Annotated in this window: 16 protein-coding genes; 6 read left to right on the forward strand and 10 right to left on the reverse strand. The window is 46.4% G+C overall.

Going from position 1 to position 16,929, the window contains the following annotated elements:
• Positions 1 to 222: 222 nt before the first annotated feature.
• A complete protein-coding gene (locus KXJ80_RS03085) occupies positions 223 to 1,392 on the reverse strand; it encodes a ribonuclease T2 (RefSeq protein WP_218737797.1) in 1,170 nt (389 codons plus the stop codon).
• 189 nt (positions 1,393 to 1,581) lie between these two features.
• Between KXJ80_RS03085 and KXJ80_RS03090 the strand changes: the two genes are divergently transcribed.
• Positions 1,582 to 3,156, forward strand: coding sequence for a CehA/McbA family metallohydrolase domain-containing protein (locus KXJ80_RS03090; RefSeq protein ID WP_218737798.1), 1,575 nt, complete (start codon positions 1,582 to 1,584; stop codon positions 3,154 to 3,156).
• Positions 3,157 to 3,228: 72 nt separating this feature from the next.
• Here the strand turns inward: KXJ80_RS03090 and KXJ80_RS03095 are convergent, their stop codons facing one another.
• The 6 genes from KXJ80_RS03095 to KXJ80_RS03120 all read right to left on the reverse strand — a co-directional run bounded on the left by KXJ80_RS03095 (position 3,229) and on the right by KXJ80_RS03120 (position 9,812).
• On the reverse strand, positions 3,229 to 6,372 hold the full coding sequence (locus tag KXJ80_RS03095; RefSeq protein WP_218737799.1) for an efflux RND transporter permease subunit: 3,144 nt from the start codon (positions 6,370 to 6,372) through the stop codon (positions 3,229 to 3,231).
• 9 nt (positions 6,373 to 6,381) lie between these two features.
• Positions 6,382 to 7,872, reverse strand: a complete 1,491-nt coding sequence (locus KXJ80_RS03100; protein WP_218737800.1) for an efflux RND transporter periplasmic adaptor subunit — start codon at positions 7,870 to 7,872, stop codon at positions 6,382 to 6,384.
• A gap of 21 nt (positions 7,873 to 7,893) precedes the next feature.
• A complete protein-coding gene (locus KXJ80_RS03105; protein WP_037423654.1) occupies positions 7,894 to 8,154 on the reverse strand; it encodes a heavy metal-binding domain-containing protein in 261 nt (86 codons plus the stop codon).
• Positions 8,155 to 8,373: 219 nt separating this feature from the next.
• Positions 8,374 to 8,796, reverse strand: a complete 423-nt coding sequence (locus KXJ80_RS03110) for a hypothetical protein (protein WP_218737801.1) — start codon at positions 8,794 to 8,796, stop codon at positions 8,374 to 8,376.
• Between the two features lie 107 nt (positions 8,797 to 8,903).
• The gene (locus tag KXJ80_RS03115) at positions 8,904 to 9,359 is read right to left on the reverse strand and encodes a DUF2057 family protein (protein ID WP_047537918.1); all 456 of its coding nucleotides are present in this window, start codon (positions 9,357 to 9,359) and stop codon (positions 8,904 to 8,906) included.
• Positions 9,360 to 9,449: 90 nt separating this feature from the next.
• Positions 9,450 to 9,812, reverse strand: coding sequence for a hypothetical protein (locus KXJ80_RS03120; RefSeq protein WP_037423644.1), 363 nt, complete (start codon positions 9,810 to 9,812; stop codon positions 9,450 to 9,452).
• Positions 9,813 to 10,222: 410 nt separating this feature from the next.
• Here KXJ80_RS03120 and cymA point away from each other — a divergent pair, with 410 nt between their 5' ends.
• Positions 10,223 to 10,786, forward strand: a complete 564-nt coding sequence (gene cymA, locus KXJ80_RS03125) for a NapC/NirT family cytochrome c CymA (RefSeq protein WP_037423641.1) — start codon at positions 10,223 to 10,225, stop codon at positions 10,784 to 10,786.
• 69 nt (positions 10,787 to 10,855) lie between these two features.
• Here cymA and KXJ80_RS03130 read toward each other — a convergent pair whose 3' ends face one another.
• On the reverse strand, positions 10,856 to 11,392 hold the full coding sequence (locus KXJ80_RS03130; protein WP_144345301.1) for a cysteine hydrolase family protein: 537 nt from the start codon (positions 11,390 to 11,392) through the stop codon (positions 10,856 to 10,858).
• A 97-nt stretch (positions 11,393 to 11,489) separates the two neighbouring features.
• On the opposite strand from KXJ80_RS03130, the gene KXJ80_RS03135 reads away from it, so the two are divergent.
• Positions 11,490 to 12,491 (forward strand): GlxA family transcriptional regulator, encoded by a 1,002-nt coding sequence (locus KXJ80_RS03135; protein WP_259474807.1) that lies wholly within the window; start codon positions 11,490 to 11,492, stop codon positions 12,489 to 12,491.
• Here KXJ80_RS03135 and KXJ80_RS03140 read toward each other — a convergent pair.
• Positions 12,439 to 12,720 carry a DUF1145 domain-containing protein gene (locus tag KXJ80_RS03140; RefSeq protein ID WP_218678168.1) on the reverse strand — a complete coding sequence of 94 codons (282 nt, stop codon included), beginning with the start codon at positions 12,718 to 12,720 and terminating at the stop codon, positions 12,439 to 12,441. The genes KXJ80_RS03135 and KXJ80_RS03140 overlap by 53 nt on opposite strands.
• A 1-nt stretch (position 12,721) precedes the next feature.
• Positions 12,722 to 13,369 carry a 16S rRNA (guanine(966)-N(2))-methyltransferase RsmD gene (gene rsmD / locus KXJ80_RS03145; RefSeq protein ID WP_218737803.1) on the reverse strand — a complete coding sequence of 216 codons (648 nt, stop codon included), beginning with the start codon at positions 13,367 to 13,369 and terminating at the stop codon, positions 12,722 to 12,724.
• A 213-nt stretch (positions 13,370 to 13,582) separates the two neighbouring features.
• Here rsmD and ftsY point away from each other — a divergent pair, with 213 nt between their 5' ends.
• The 3 genes from ftsY to ftsX are packed head-to-tail and all read left to right on the forward strand — an operon-like array spanning position 13,583 to position 16,833.
• Complete coding sequence (gene ftsY / locus KXJ80_RS03150; protein WP_218737804.1) at positions 13,583 to 15,166, forward strand: signal recognition particle-docking protein FtsY; 1,584 nt, start codon at positions 13,583 to 13,585, stop codon at positions 15,164 to 15,166.
• Between the two features lie 3 nt (positions 15,167 to 15,169).
• Positions 15,170 to 15,871: a cell division ATP-binding protein FtsE gene (gene ftsE / locus KXJ80_RS03155; RefSeq protein ID WP_037423627.1), complete on the forward strand. Its 702-nt coding sequence runs from the start codon at positions 15,170 to 15,172 to the stop codon at positions 15,869 to 15,871.
• Positions 15,868 to 16,833 carry a permease-like cell division protein FtsX gene (gene ftsX / locus KXJ80_RS03160; RefSeq protein ID WP_037423624.1) on the forward strand — a complete coding sequence of 322 codons (966 nt, stop codon included), beginning with the start codon at positions 15,868 to 15,870 and terminating at the stop codon, positions 16,831 to 16,833. Before ftsE ends, ftsX begins: the two co-directional genes overlap by 4 nt.
• Positions 16,834 to 16,929: the final 96 nt, after the last annotated feature.

The raw sequence follows: 16,929 nt of genomic DNA on the forward strand, positions 1-16,929 counted from the left end.
GAGATAAGTAGCGCCGCTGAATAGGCATCTTTTCGGGCCTCTCTGCGTTGCTCTGTCTAACCATAGCTCGCTATGGCATACGACAGAGCGCCTTGATATGCACAAAAATCTGCGCATTCAGCTAGAAAAGATTGTATTTTAAAAACAATGGTTTATGTTATTAATTTGGTTTGTTAAATTTAGATTTTTTCGACACTCGTTACCCCCCAAGTTCAGGTTAAGTTAGTTTGGTTTGTCGATAGAGAGTGGGTCCGGACAGTTAGTCTTTTTCGCCTTGGGTGCTTTAGCAAGTAGGCTCGGAATTGAGTCTGATAGCTTGATCTCTTGTGGAAGATTAATCCGGATTTCGCTTAAGAGTCCCTTGGCGCAATCAAGCGTGATCTTAGTGTGTGCACCTTTACCGAAGCTAGTATCAAAGCTTTGATTCAACTCTTGTTGTGTGACTTTTTTACCAATTCTTTCATGGATAAATTGTTGTACCCATGTCGAGGCATTGACTTCCTGCGTCAGCTGAGTCGCCAGTAAAAAATAGTCATTGGGGTCTTGATTACGACAGGTACCGTGCTTCCACCATTCATGGCGTTCTAAACAGGTGCCGTAGCGAGCACTTGGCATCACTTCTTCCAGATTCTTTTGCACAGAGGCATTGAGTGGTACTTCAGGATAATCGCAAAAATCACTTGGTTGTTGTTTTACGCTGCTGCAAAAGCCGTAACGAGTGCCACATTGCTGGCGATTAGGCCAGAGGCCATGCAGGCTAAAGTGTTGCCATTGAGGCGCATCACTGGTTTGGCTTAAGGCGCGGCATTCTGCTTTACGACTGCCATAGAGTTCACAAAAGGTGCTTTGCCAACTTAAGGCAAGCACATGGGAGTCGTAATTATCCTCGATTTGACACACATGGCCTTGGCGTTTTTCCGGCGTACCTCGTTCTTTTAGGCTTTCACGATTGATGGCTTTGATATCAGAGGCTGTAGTGGTTTGCGCAGGCTCTTTGGTTGAGTTTGGCTGATAAGTCTCTGCCGCCGCTACATTGGTATTGTATTGTCCACAATCACCTTTAATCCAGCGTAACGGTGAACTGATGGCATTGGTGCGGACGCGAATCCAGTCAGGATTGACGCTGTTTCCTAAAATCTCCGTAACGGGATAACGTTCCCCTATATTGCTCTGCCAATTATCGGGATTGGTTTGTTTATTTTTAGACTGAAACAACTCACAGCGTTTATTGGCAATAAACTCCCCTGTGGCGGGGGCGGCATATGCGGGTGCTGCTGACATGATTAGTGCAGAGCATAAACTGAACGAAGCGAGTAAAACATGTAATCGTTTTTTAAGGAAAAGTCTTTGTGGCCATATTTGGCTGATGATTAAACAAGATGGCTTAGTCATGTGATGGCATCCTTTCTACAGCAGTGAGTCGAGTCAATTCTGTGGTGCGCTGCGTTAATGGTACATATAAGCGTTGTAAACAGAGAGGCTTATTTTATGGATCGCAAACATCAGTGTCATTAGGGTGTCATGCATTCGACTTATATTCGGGTTTTATTGCTAAAACTTTTGAATATAAAGAGGTTATTCATGCATAAGGTCATAAATCTCAATGTTGTTTTATTATCGTCTCTAGTAGTGCTATCTGGTTGTAATTCTGACTCTGATAAGACTGATCCTACACCCATTGAGCCCAGTGGGCGTTGGCTAAAAGGTGACTTACACGTTCACACTGCGGTTTCGCAGGATGCTCGTGAAACCCAGTCTGATATTTTGAAATGGGCCTTTGGTGACTTCGGTTTAGACTATGTTTCATTATCAAATCATATGCGTAACAACAGTCAAGATAATGATGATAACGACGTCGGTGGATTACTGTTTTACGATGCGTTAACTCAGTATGAAATTCCCGGTTTAAAGAAGAACATGCCTAACTATGAGGGCAAGATTGCTTATTCAAGTTTTGAGTGGGATATGCCAACCCATGAGCACTTTAACATTGGTATTTTAGGTGATGAAGCCAAAGTTCTGTCTGCGGTTAAGACCTTTGAGTACCGATTTAGTAGTAAAAATGATATTACGAACTTTGATCCCAAAGATGTTGCTGCATGGACGGCTGCGGGGGATACCCGTCAAAATAAGACTCACGAGGATGCTATTGCTGCTTTGAAGTGGTTAGAGACTCATTATCCAGACAGCAGCTACGGGATGCTAAATCATCCTCGTCGTTATTTATCCAGTTATACGATTCAAGATGTTAGAGAGCTGAACGATGTTGCTCCGAATGTTTTCTTTATGGTTGAGGGTCTTGTCGGTGGCCAGTTCAGTGGTAACCGTGGTGACTATGGTGAGCGTAGTAGTGGTGTGTACGGCGGCGTCGATCCGGTTGTTGCTGAGGTTGGTGGCTGGTGGGATGCATTATTGGGTGAAGGTCGTCGAATTTGGAACATGGGTAACTCGGATATCCACTTCAAAACACGTACTCCCTACGCCAGTAGTTATTATCCCGGTGAATATGCGAAAAGTTACACTTGGGTCGATGGCAAAGATACTACAGCGCTTTTGAAGGGATTACGCTCGGGCAATAGCTTTTCTGTGTTTGGTGACTTGATCGATGCCTTGGATTTTAAGCTTGAAAATGGCAATAAGAATAGCGTTACCATGGGACAAACTTTAGTGGCTAAACCTGGCGATAAGTTAACACTCACTATCCGCTTTAAAAGTCCGGCGTTGAATAATAAAGAGTCCGATATAGGTAATGAAATTTATGCTGGAATTAACCCTGGTGTAAACCACATAGACTTGATTGCGGGTAACGTGGGTCAGCGTGCTGAGCCTGGGACCGCGGCTTACAGAAAAGAAACAAACGATTCAACCTTAGTCGTTAAAACCTTTACTCGTGCCGACTGGCATAAAGATGCCGATAGCTACTACAGTATGAGTTACAGTTTTATCGCGGATCGGCATCAATATTTCCGTCTGCGTGGGACTAATTTAGATTATAACCAAGCTAATCTGACGGAAAGAGGTAATCCTTTGAAGTCAGCTGTGATTAATCAAGCTGAAGGTGAATCGGTACAGTCTTGGTATAACAAGATTAATGATCGTAACTATAACGACCTGTGGTTCTATTCTAACCCTGTGTTTGTTAACACGGTTCAATAACCCCTTTTAAATGCGGTTGAATAAAAATCCCCCAGACTATTATGGTTTGGGGGATTTTTTATGCCTGTACTATCAGTGAACTGCGTCTTGCTTTAATTTACGCGAGTAAATGAGAAGATACAGTGCCGGCAGTACAAACAACGACAGTATTGGTGCTGTCACCATTCCACCGACCATAGGGGCGGCGATTTTTTGCATCACATCGTTACCCGAACCTGCGCCCCACATAATGGGGAGTAGGCCGAAGAAGATGGTGGCAACTGTCATCGCTTTAGGACGTATCCGCATGACCGCACCTTCTATCAAGGCTTCTTTTAAGTCTTCAACGCTGTGGTAAAGGTTTTTCTCCTGTCGATGTTTGATGGCGTTATTTAAATAGACCAACATAATCACCCCAAATTCTGCTGCTACCCCAGCAAGGGCAATCATACCAACAGCGACGGCAACAGAGATGTTGTAATCCAGTAGATACAATAGCCAAGTGCTGCCGACTAAGGCAAAGGGTAGACTCAGCATGATCATGCTCGCTTGCATGGTAGAGCCAAAGGTCATCATCAGTAGGATAAAGATGACTCCTAATGCCATTGGGATGACTTGCTTTAGTTTGGCATCGACCCGTTGCATATACTCGTACTGGCCCGCAAAGCTGTAGCTATAACGGGGCGGCATTTTGAGTTCGGCATTTAAAGCTTGCTTCGCGGTGTTAATGTATTCCCCAATAGAAGTGCCCTCAATATCGATAAATACCCAAGAGATTAAGCGCCCGTTTTCGCTGGTGAGCATTGGTGCACCATCGGTGATTTCGATATCGGCTAAATTGCGAAGTGGTAAGTAATTTCCCGATTTAGTGATCACAGGTAATTCACGTAGTTTCTCGATATTGTCACGCAGCTCTCTTGGATAGCGCAGGTTAATAGGGTAACGCTCAGCACCTTGTACGGACTCGCCAATATCCATACCACCGATGGCGTAACGCACTACATCCTGAATATCTTGTAATGACATACCATAACGAGCGGCAACATCCAGTTTTGGCGTGATATCGATGTAGCGTCCACCACCACTCCGTTCTGCATAGGCCGATTTAGTGTGTGGGACCTTGCTTAAGATAGCCTCAATTTTGGTGCCTAGGGCTTGCAGCTCATTGACATCTGCACCGGTAATTTTAATGCCCACGGGGGTTTTAATGCCCGTTGATAGCATATCGATACGTGTCTTAATCGGTTGTACCCAAGCGTTTGTGAGGCCAGGCACTTTTACCGTCTGCTGTAACTGATTAATGATGCCATCTAAGGTCATGCCTTCACGCCATTCGTTGTGGGGTTTTAGCATGATTGTGGTTTCGAGCATGGTGAGTGGCGCAGGATCTGTCGCCGTTTCGGCCCGCCCCACTTTACCAAATACGCGAGCGACTTCAGGGACGGTTTTAATCAAACGATCCGTCTGTTGTAGCACTTCGGCGGCTTTGCTGGCGCTAATGCCTGGCAATGACGTTGGCATATAGAGTAAATCGCCTTCTTCAAGCGCAGGCATAAACTCGCTACCCATACGAGTCATGGGATACCAAGCACTGGCCAGTGCCATTAAAGCAAGTAGTAGGGTTACTTTTGGAAACTTCAACACCAGTTTCAACGACGGTTGATACAGGGCAATTAGCACTCGGCTGATGGGATTACTGCGCTCGCTAGGAATTTTTCCACGAATAAAGTAACCCATCAGAATTGGCACTAGCGTAATGGATAATAATGCCGCTGCCGCCATGGCAAAGGTTTTAGTGTAAGCCAGTGGCGCAAATAAGCGTCCTTCCTGCGCTTCTAGCGCAAATACGGGTACAAAACTTAAGGTGATAATAATCAGTGAGAAAAACAGTGCAGGGCCCACTTCGATAGAAGCTGCGCTAACAATTTCCCAGTGTTCTTTAACCGACGGTTCGCGTTGATGTTCGGTTTTAAAGTGCTCTAAATGTTTGTGTAGGTTTTCGATCATGACGATCGCACCATCCACTACAGCACCGATGGCAATAGCGATGCCACCAAGACTCATAATATTGGCATTCACCCCCATTTTATTCATCACAATAAAGGCAATAAGAATCGACAGCGGTAAAGTAATCACCGCGACCAATGTTGAGCGTGCATGCAGTAAAAATAATAGGCAAACCAAGCCCACTACCAACATTTCTTCAATGACTTTGCTGAATAGGTTGTCGACAGACTTTTGAATTAATTGAGAGCGGTCATAGGTTGGAATGATTTCCACCCCTTCAGGCAGACCTGTTTTTAACTCTTCCAGTTTAGCTTTAACCGCATCGATAGTGGAAAGCGCGTTTTCACCGTACCGCATCACCACAATGCCGCCCACGACTTCGCCTTCGCCATCAAGCTCGGCAATACCGCGGCGAGCAGCGGGGCCTTTGCGCACGGTAGCGACATCTTTGAGTAGTAAAGCTGTTCCGGAAGGGCTAGTAATCCCTAATGGGATTTCACGAAAATCAGCTAATGTTTGACGATAACCCTTGGCGCGCACCATATATTCGGCTTCGGCCATTTCGACCACTGAACCACCAGCTTCGCTATTGGCTCTTTCTATCGCCTCTTTGACGGTGGCGATATCGAGTTTATAGATCGCCATATTGTCTGGCTCGAGCACGATCTGATAGGTCTGCTCCATACCGCCGACGGTTGCGACTTCGGAGACACCGGCAACACTTTGCAACTCGAGTTTGAGATACCAATCCTGTAGGCTTTTAAGTTGCGAGAGGTCTAAGTTGCCGGAGCGATCGACCAGCGCGTACTCAAACACCCAGCCCACACCTGAGGCATCAGGGCCGAGTGAGGGTTGTACCCCTTGAGGTAAGCGACTGCTGATCTGGCTTAAATACTCCAACACCCGCGAACGTGCCCAATAGATGTCGGTGCCATCCTCGAAGATCACATACACATAAGAGTCACCAAACATCGAGAAACCCCGCACGGTTTTTGCACCGGGGACGGCTAGCATGGCGGTCGATAATGGGTAAGTCACTTGTTCTTCAACCAGTTTTGGTGCTTGCCCTGGATAAGGGGTCTTAATGATCACCTGCACGTCGGATAAATCCGGCAGGGCATCGAGTGGCGTTTTACGCAACTCCTGCACGCCCCAGACAGTAACCATGATGGCGATAATTAACACCATAAGTCTTTGTCTGATCGAGGACTCGATAATATATTTCAACATAATGCGCTCCTAGTGCTGATGACCGCTGCTTAAACGCATCAGGCTGCCCTTGAGGCTGGCCTCGGAGTCGAGCAGGAATTGCCCTGAGGTGACGACACGTTCACCTTCGCTTAGGCCCGAGACTATCTCGGCCTTGCCTTGGCTCATCATGCCTACAGTGACAGCTTTTGCGATAAAGCTGTCATCGGCTTGTTTGACTATTACGCGGTTTTCTTTACCCGTTTGGATGAGCGCTTCCTGTGGGATCACGAGTACATCCTTATTTGGGCCGCCAAAGAGCGAAACCTTAGCGAGTGTCTTGGGTCTTAAAGAGACATCGGTATTATTTAGTACCACGCGCACTCTCAAACTACGGGTAACAGGGTCTAGCTCGGGATAGATATAGTCAACCGTGCCTTCTATACCGTTGATATTCATCGCGGGCACAGAGACTTCGGCTTTTTGCCCAACCCTAATCCAGCTTTGTTCATTTTCAAACACATCGGCGATGACCCATACCTTAGAAAGATCGACCAATGACATGACTTCAGTAGAAGGCTCAATATACATACCGTCACGGATGGAGAGTGTTTCGACAACACCTTCCTGTTGCGCGTAAAACGGTACTCGATATTGGGTTTGGCGTGAGCTGGCTAATTGTTTGATTTGTTGTTCGTTAAACCCTAAGAACGACAGCCTTAAGCCTGCCCTGCGAACCAGATCTTGGTATCTTTGGCTACCGGAGGTTTTCGCTGTATCTAAGGCGAGCAGATAATCATCCTGAGCATTGACTAAATCGGGTGAGTAGATCTCATAAAGTAGCTGCCCCTTTTTGACGGTATCCCCCATGGATTTAACCATTAGCTTTTCAACCCAGCCAGTAACGCGGGCATGAATATGGCTGATCTGGCTCTCGTCATAGTCTATTTGACCCACGGTTTCGACAAACTTCCATAGGGTATCGCGCTCAACGTTGGCGACTTTAAGGGCAAGTGCTTGTTGCATACCGCCAGAGACATTAATGTTAATTTCCTGCGTATTGCCGCCTGTTTCGACCTTCTCTAAATTCATCCCACAAATAGGGCAAGTGCCTGGAAAATCACTAATGATGTGGGCATGCATTGGGCATACATACTTAATCGTTGCGCCAGAATTTTGATTTTTGACTAAGTTATTGGCTTTAGGCGTTGGAGTATCAAACACTTGAGCCGCGTTGGTATTTTGTGTATGTGATTGATGTTCCTCATGTTGTGCAGTATTGCTTGTTTCTTCCTTCTCAACGAGGAACATATTGCACTTAGGGCAGCGGCCGGGTTCATGGCTTTCTACTTCAGGGTGCATAGGGCAAGTATATGTTTTGACTTGATTGGCGCTATTGCTGTTATGCTGATGCCCCGCCTCTGATTGAGCCGCAGGATCAGCAAGCTGAGCCTGGGTTAACCAAGGTGTGCCCAGCAGAAGGCTACTGAGTATCAACACAGCCTTAGTGCACGGTTTTTTTACTTTGTAAAATTGGTTCATATGCCTCATCTCCAGCCTAGCTTAGTGGTGCGCGTGATCTTTGTGCATTGCACCGTCAGCCATTTTTTCTGTCGTCGCTTTAGGCTCTAAATTCATGCCACATTTAGGGCAAGTATCGTCTTTGTTACCTGTAACTTCGGGATGCATTGGGCAGACATAGGCTACAGCTTGTTCCTGTGGCGCGGCATTGTTGTGGTGATGCTCATGGGGTGTTGCTGTAGCAAACACACTGGTGCTGGTCATTAAAAATGCAACTAAGGCAAGATTAGTTAAGGTTTTCATATTATTCACTCCATCGGGTTTTAGGGCCGAATATGAGAGCATAAAACGTGATTGAGCTTATTTCTTGAGTGCATACTCAAAATTGATGCAATGAGTAGCATCGCGCACAGTCAACGTTTTAGCTTTACTCTGGGTGCTTGAGAAGAGGGCACCACAATAAACGGCAAAATAAATAGTTAGCTTGGTTCGCCCTGAAAAAAGGGCACAATGAGGCTAGGACTAGGCTATCGGTGGCTTGAAGGCCGACGATAAAGAGATAGAGTGGAAATGAGGCATAGGAGTGGCCATAGGGGTATCACTCAGACTCACACTGGGCCAAAGATGTGGACTGAAAAGCGTACCAGCAACTGAGATCGTCAAGCAATGTCCACAATCGTTAAGACAGGACGTGGTGCCATTACAACAATGCTGTTTTGCGCCGGGAAGCATTTGATCGTTACAGCAATTTGTATTGGCCATTGCACTGGCGTCAGCGTGGTGCTCGGTGTTCATTTGCATCATTGCCGCGTGATCCATTCCTTGCATAGCGCCCATTTCCATTGAGCGCATCACCATAGCGTGTCCATTAGACACAACACCTTGCCCGACCAATGCGAGTAAAGTGAATATGACTAATAAATAACGACTAAGTGTTTGATGCATAATAATTCCAGATAATGAACGCTTGGATTCTAGCACAGAGGCATTATGCTGCAATGCGTTAACTCACATTTTAGTTAATGCCTCAGCTCATCGCTCCTAAGGTTGGATTATCTAGCGACCTGATTTCGCAAGATCTCTGCCATTAACTGACTGTGATTTTGCAAGACGAGTGGCAGTGGTGTGGCACCATCTACACTGAGCTGTATACGAGGGTTATTGATAAAACGTTTGGCATCAGCCTCGCTAGTTAATGTTGGAGTGCTGATCTGGTAATTCGACTGTGGTGCAACATCTAGGGTAAAGAATAGAGGCTCAGACTTCACCCAAGTGCCACTATCATCGGCGCGATAACTGAATAGATCTTGATATTTTACTTCAATTAGCACTTTACCTTCAGGTAGTTGTACTGGTTTAAAGGATTTAGTAGCTTGGCCATTAATGCTGACCACATTGAGTGTATCAGTGCCTTTCAAGGTCGCAGCACTCGCCGTCATGCTGATAGCAATAGTACTGATGACGAATGTAACGCCAACGAAAATTTTACTAAATAAGGTCGTTTTCATAATAAACTCCAAAATTTGCGTGTTCGCGTGAGCGCCAAATCGTGGTGGCGGCTTCGCGAGCGATTGAATCGATTTAATGATTAAGATCGGTTACAGCAAATCGGAGTTGGGTGGTGGTGTGGTCAACCCAAGGTCGGCGGTTTGAATCGCCCAGCTTTTGTTCGTAATACGATTACTAGCATGACTCATCAACGCGAGTTGTGGTTGTGATGTTGAGAGATAAAGCTGTGCAAGGCAATGAGTTTTGCAATGATTGGTAAGAGAGTCTTGGCAATGCAACATGCATTCGTCTGGGGGGCAATCGGGCATAGTGCAATTTATTTTGCCATCAACCATTTGCATGCTGGATATATCGTGAAAGTCATTCATCGCTGAAGTTGGCATAGCATTCACCATCGCCGACTGAGCGATAAGTGAAAATAACAGTGCTATGGTAATCCAAAACTTAGCCATAAAAAAACCGTTGCCAATGTACCTACTCTTAAAGACCAACAAATTGCATAAAAAGTTTCATTTTGAGTTTAGTTTTAGGCGTCAGGCTTTTATAGCAAAGGTTAAATGTCGTCTTGATCACATTTTTGTATTCTAAAAATGATTTCATTGCCTTAGCTTCTTAAGGTAGTACTTAATCATTTGTCGCTTAGCATAATGATGAATGTATTAGTGAGAGTTGAAGTACCCTAATGCTCTGCTAAGCTGGTTTTAGCGAGTCGTATTATTCAGAGTTAGAGCTAAGTCTCATTTTGCGCTTTTAAGTTTACATTAATCGGCATTTTAGGCTTGAAATCAAATTTCTAATAAATGAAAAAATATAAAATAGTCTTATAAAAACTAATTTTGACCATATTTTCGGAGATAGAGTGATGAACTGGCGTGCACTATTTAAACCCAGCGCGAAATATTCCATCCTAGCGCTACTGGTTGTTGGTATCGTTATTGGTGTTGTGGGCTACTTTGCAACCCAACAAACCTTACATGCGACGAGTGAAGACGCATTCTGTATGAGCTGCCATAGCAACCACTCATTGAAAAATGAAGTGTTAGCTTCTGCCCATGGCGGTGGCCGTGCTGGTGTGACCGTACAATGTCAAGACTGCCACTTACCACATGCTCCAGTGGATTACTTGATCAAGAAAATCATCGTATCTAAAGACTTATATGGTTTCTTAACTATCGATGGTTTTAACACTCAAGCTTGGTTAGACGAAAACCGCAAAGAGCAAGCTGACAAAGCTTTAGCTTACTTCCGTGGTAATGACTCTGCTAACTGTCAACATTGCCATACTCGTATTTATGAAAATCAACCTGAAACAATGAAGCCAATGGCTGTGAGAATGCACACCAACAACTTCAAGAAAGATCCTGAAGCAAGAAAGACCTGCGTGGACTGCCACAAAGGTGTTGCTCACCCCTATCCAAAAGGATAAGGTTTAGCGCTTCAATAGCTTGATATTCAAATAAAAAGCCCTCTTCCGAGGGCTTTTTGCTTTCTCGTCTTATAAGTCTTGGCTATTGATTAATGCCACTCTGCGGGACAAGGCGCTTAGCGAAATTTGATGCACCATTTGTGTGGGAGCTGTGCAGGCATCGGCAATCACTTGCACTGAATAGGCTTGTGCCGCGGGTGATAGCGCTGTATGGGTCACGCAGTTTTGAGTCATGATACCGCATAAGAGTAAATGCTTGATTTGCATATCTTGGAGTAAGTTGGCTAGCTCTGTGCCATCGAAACTGTCGGCAAATTGTTTTACCACAATTGGGGCATTGGGTAGCTCAGCTAAAAGCGCAGGATGGATTTCAACTCCTTGAGTGTGTGGGTTAAAAAAGGGGGCGTCACCCTGAGCAGTATCGGCTATATGCTGCACGAGAATAATCGGTATCGCCTGTTGCTGGGCACATTGCACCGAGTGCAAGGTGCGCGCTAATGTCTCATCGACTTGCCATTGTGGGTAAGCCCCATGGGGAAAGTAGTCATTCTGCACATCAATAATCACTAAGGCGCTGTTCTCTGGGATCTGGTTTAAGCTCGACATATTTTTCTCCTGTTCGTTTTCTCTTGCAAAAGATGTCTTCGAAGGAGAGTTTGCGGTAGATTCATTGCCATTAAGAGTGGCAGAAATGACATCTATGGTGCTTAAATTGACAAATTTTGCCGAGCCATCCCCATTAAAAGTGGCGATATTAGCCATACCCGGTTGTTTAACTTCAGCCGTATTTGGCTTAGAAGAGATGTTGCTGGTGGCTAATAAGCTGATGTTAGCTGACGAAAATAAATCCCTAGGCTCAAGTTGCTTTGCTGTGACTCGGTTATCCCTAGAGGAGATGAATCTCGAAGATCGCTATCAGTTAGTGATTATCCCGCCGAGCATCGAGACTGAGCTTTACTTCAATGCAGCGCCTTCATTGCGATTATGGTTACAGCAGCAACATGCCCGAGGAGCTATTCTCTGTTCTGCCTGTGCGGGAGCATTTGTGCTGGCCGCAGCGGGTTTACTCAATGGCCGCAAGGCGACAACCCATTGGGGATTAGTGGAAACGTTTGAGACCCAATATCCACAGGTGAAACTCGAGATCGAAAAAATCATGGTCAACGAGGGCGATATCATCACGGCTGCTGGCATGATGTCCTGGCTCGACTTGGGGCTAGAGTTAGTCGCGCAGTTTTGCCATGTGAAAGTCATGCGCCAACTGGGTAAGTACCTTGTTATCGATACCGGTGGGCGTGAACAGCGTTATTACCAACAGTTTTTACCTAAACGAGATCATGGGGATGCTGTGATCTTGGGTCTGCAAAATCGCCTACAAACCGACTATGGTGAGCCGATGAGTGTTGCGGTTTTGGCGCAGCAGTGCTGTATGGGCGAGCGAACTTTTTTGCGACGTTTTGTGAAAGCGACAGGGCATAAGCCTAATGAATACCTACAAAAACTCAGGATCCAAAAGGCCTGTGACTTACTCGAAAATAGTCTACTGAGTTTCGAGACCATAGCGCACCAAGTTGGCTATGAGGATGTGAGCGCCTGTCGCAAAGCGTTTACTCGTATTACCGGTTTAACACCGAGTGCCTTTCGACAAAGGTTTAGTGCGCTTTCGCCTGCGCCAACACCTGTCGACGATAGCTCAATAAACTAAATACGCCGAAGATAAACACTTGCAGATAATCTTGCTTGCGTAGTGTCAGCAAGTTTTTAAACAGCATATGGAAGATGGCAACTTGGAAGCAATGCATCAAGCAAGTAATGCCAAGCAAGATATTGAGAATAATGCCGATATTGCCAGCAAAAGGCATAACAAGGTTATAAGCCATCATCAGCCACGCGATTAGGGTGATGGCTTTGCCCATATTAATCAGTAACGACATGCTATTCCTTGGTGTTAGCGGGAGAGTCTTCGGCTTGGTATTGATATAAGTGATAGCTAACTTGCCCTGCGGTTTTGTCTTTGAGCGGTTGCCAAGTCGCAGGGACTGCCATTTGGGTTAATTCCGACTCAACCTCCACATAAATTAGCGCACCATCATTAAGCCAACCTTGGCTGTCCAACAGCTGAATGGTTTTTTCTGCTAAGCCTTTACGGAAAGGTGGATCGATAAACACCACATCAAACCCTTGCTCGCAGCCATTTTGCAGCACGACTAAGGTATCGGCGTTGAGTACCTCGGCATTGTCGCACTTGAGGGTATTGAGATTCGCTTTAAGTTGCATGGCGGCAGGACGTTGCAACTCGATAATCTTGGCATAACTGGCATAGCGTGAGAGAGACTCAAGCGCCAAGGCGCCGCTGCCACCAAAGCAGTCGAGCACCCTTGCGTGGGCAATATCATTGGCAAGCCAGTTAAACAGGGTTTCGCGGACTCTATCTGTTGTCGGCCGCAGGCCGTCTAAATCATGGATGGGCAGTTTGCGCGAACGCCATTGCCCAGCAATGATCCGCACTTGGCCGCTACCGGCTTTCTTGTTGGCCGTTTGACCCTTGGTCACTTGCTTGTTGTTTGCACGATTATTAGCCAAAGTGCCCCCGTGATTTTGCCTGAAGAAAGAAAGTGGTAGACTATGCCACCTTTATAAAGGCCACTATTTTATATCAAACTCCTAGTAAAAGGTGAGAAGGCTGATAGAGCAGAACTAATTGCCGACTTTTTGGGCGTAATTGCCGCGGTAATCTGGTATAACGGCAGGGTCTTATTTTAAATTCAACACTGAAGTAGAGCGCTGGAATTACACATGGCAAAGAAAGGTTTTTTCTCCTGGTTTCGTAAAGATAAATCACAAGATGAGGTTGTCGAGCAAACCCCAGTCTCTACTCCATCGCAAACCGAGCAAGCCGAAGCATTAGCAAAGCAGCAAGCTGAAGAAGCCCGTCTCGCGGCTGAAAAGGCGGCCGCCGAACAGGCTCTAGCCGACAAATTAGCGGCCGAAAAAGCAGAAGCGGAAAGAGTTGCTGCAGAACAAGCCGCAAAAGCCCAAGCAGAGGCACAGCGTGTTGCCGAAGAACAAGCTTCACATTTAGCCGAACAACAGGCGGCTGAAGCCGCGCGCTTAGCAGCGGAGCAAGCGCAGGCAGAGCAGTTAGCCGCTGAAAATGCCCAAGCGGAAAGAGTCGCCGCAGAACAAGCCGCAAAAGCCCAAGCAGAGGCACAGCGTGTTGCCGAAGAACAAGCTGCACATTTAGCCGAACAACAGGCGGCCGAAACCGCGCGCTTAGCAGCGGAGCAAGCGCAGGCAGAGCAGTTAGCCGCTGAACAAGCACAAGCCGAAAGAGTTGCCGAAGAACAGGCCGCTGAAGCCCAAGCAGAAGCAGAGCGACTTGCCGCTGCACAGGTCCAAGCTGAACAACCCCTTGAGCAACAACCCGAACCTCAGGCAAAACCCGCCAAAGAAAGCTTCTTCGCGCGTCTAAAACGCGGCTTAATGCGTACTAGCGAAAATATTGGTAGCGGTTTCATCGGGTTATTCCGTGGTAAAAAAATCGACGATGAACTGTTTGAAGAGTTGGAAGAACAGCTTTTAATCGCCGACGTGGGTGTCGAAACTACTTCACGCCTTATTCAGAGCCTGACCGAACACGCGTCGCGCAAGCAATTAAAGGATGCCGAAGCACTCTACGATCTGCTGCGTGATGAAATGCAAAAGACACTCGATCCTGTGGCAATCCCATTAGTGCCTGAAAATACCAATGGTCCTTTTGTGATTCTTATGGTCGGTGTTAACGGTGTGGGTAAAACCACCACGATTGGCAAACTGGCAAAGCAATACCAGCGCCAAGGTAAGTCTGTGATGTTAGCCGCGGGTGATACCTTCCGCGCAGCGGCGGTGGAGCAATTACAAGTTTGGGGCCAACGCAATAATATCCCTGTGATAGCCCAACATACCGGCGCCGACAGTGCCTCGGTACTTTTTGATGCGCTGCAAGCGGCTAAAGCCCGAAAAATTGATGTATTAATTGCTGATACAGCGGGTCGCTTACAAAACAAGTCACATCTGATGGAAGAGTTAAAGAAAGTGGTGCGAGTGATGAAGAAACTCGACCCAGAAGCGCCGCACGAAGTGATGCTGACCTTAGATGCGAGCACTGGCCAAAATGCGATTAGCCAGGCGCAGTTATTCCAAGAAGCCGTTGGCGTTACCGGCATGACCATCAGCAAGCTCGACGGTACCGCCAAGGGCGGCGTGGTGTTTGCGATTGCCGACAAGTTTAAAATCCCGCTACGTTATATTGGCGTGGGTGAGCAAATTGATGATTTGCGTACCTTTAATTCTAAAGAATTTATTGATGCCTTGTTCACTCAAGAGAAAGCGGATAGCTAATTTATGATTGATTTTCAGCAGGTCAGTAAGATTTATCCTGGTGGCCAAATGGCGCTGGAGGAAGTGAATTTTCATCTACAAAAAGGTGAAATGGCATTCTTAACCGGCCATTCGGGCGCGGGTAAGAGTACCCTGTTGAAATTAATCACAGTGATCGAGCGCGCCACCACTGGCCGTGTGGCGATTAATGGCCACGATATTGCCAAAATCAGCCCCAAACACGTGCCCTATTTGCGTCGCAATATTGGGATGATTTTCCAAAACCATCATCTATTGATGGACAGAAGCGTATTCGACAATGTTGCCTTACCATTAGTGATTGAAGGTTTCTCCCATGGCGAGATCCGCAAACGGGTCGCTGGCGCGTTGGATATGGTGGGTTTATATGGCAAAGAGCGCCATAACCCCATCATGTTATCCGGTGGTGAGCAGCAACGTGTCGGTATCGCCCGCGCGATCGTTAATAAACCGCCACTATTGCTGGCCGACGAACCGACGGGCAACTTGGACCCTAAATTGTCGATGGATATTTTGCGCCTATTCGAAACCTTTAACGATGCAGGCACTAGCGTGCTCATTGCCACCCACGATCTGGGACTGATCGCGCGGATGAAATACCGCACTTTTACATTGAAGCAAGGGCGTATGCTCGGTGCCCAGGAATTACATCATGGACACGCGACTGCTCGAGGTAATGCGCTATGAGTGATAACGCCAAATTAACGCGCAGTAAGTTGCCCATTTCAGGGCGCATCGTGATGTTTTTTATTCGTCATGTGCAGCAAGCCATGGCGAGTATGGGCGAGTTATGGCGCAGTCCCGTTTCTTCTTTGATGACGATGGCTGTGCTTGGGGTGAGCTTAAGCTTGCCCGCAGCATTGCAAGTGCTAGTTAAAAATGCCGAGACTATTACCACTTCTTGGAATAGCGCGGCGGAGATTTCACTTTTTATCGATGAAAATCGCAGCGAGCAGACTATTCAAAGTTTGTTAACGCGTATCCGCGCTTATCCCGAGGTAGAAAAGGTACAGTATATCGACCGCAATCAAGCGCTTGAGGAGTTTCAGCGTCTATCTGGATTTGGTGAAGCGTTAGCCTATCTTGATAAAAATCCGCTTCCCGCGGTAATTACCGTGACACCAACCCAGCGCTATTCCACGCCAGTGGGAGCTCGCGAATTATTGACTAAGCTTGAGCGCGAGCCTGAAATCAGTTTTGGTCGCTTAGATATTGAATGGTTAGAGCGGCTACAGGCTGTGGTGCGTTTACTCGAACGCACGGTAATGGCGATTGCGGCGTTACTCGTCTTGGCGGTGGTATTAGTGATAGGTAACACGATTCGCTTAGCCATTATGAATCGCCGTAGTGAAATAGAAGTGATGAAGTTAGTCGGGGCAACTGAGGCATTTATTCAACGTCCCTTCCTTTATACCGGTATTTGGTACGGAGTGATTGGCGGTGTATTAGCTTGGCTTATCATTAACTTGTTGGTTTGGTATCTGGATTCTGCCCTAGCCGAATTGCTTGGTTTGTATGGTAGTCAGCTAGAGATGAAGTCTCTGACCTTTACCGAACTGCTACAATTAGTGGGCTTGGCTTCTTTTTTAGGTTGGCTAGGTTCTTATCTTTCGGTAAGGCAACATTTAAGATCGATTGAACCTTCTTAATGATCAATCGTTTATAGTTTAAATACCTTGATAAATATGGCTGGCGATGAACTTTTGTTCACTTGCAATGTCTATTCAACGGGGTTAAAAGTAACA

Origin of the sequence: Shewanella xiamenensis (genome assembly GCF_024971755.1) — a bacterium.
GTDB classification, from domain to species: Bacteria; Pseudomonadota; Gammaproteobacteria; order Enterobacterales; family Shewanellaceae; genus Shewanella; species Shewanella xiamenensis.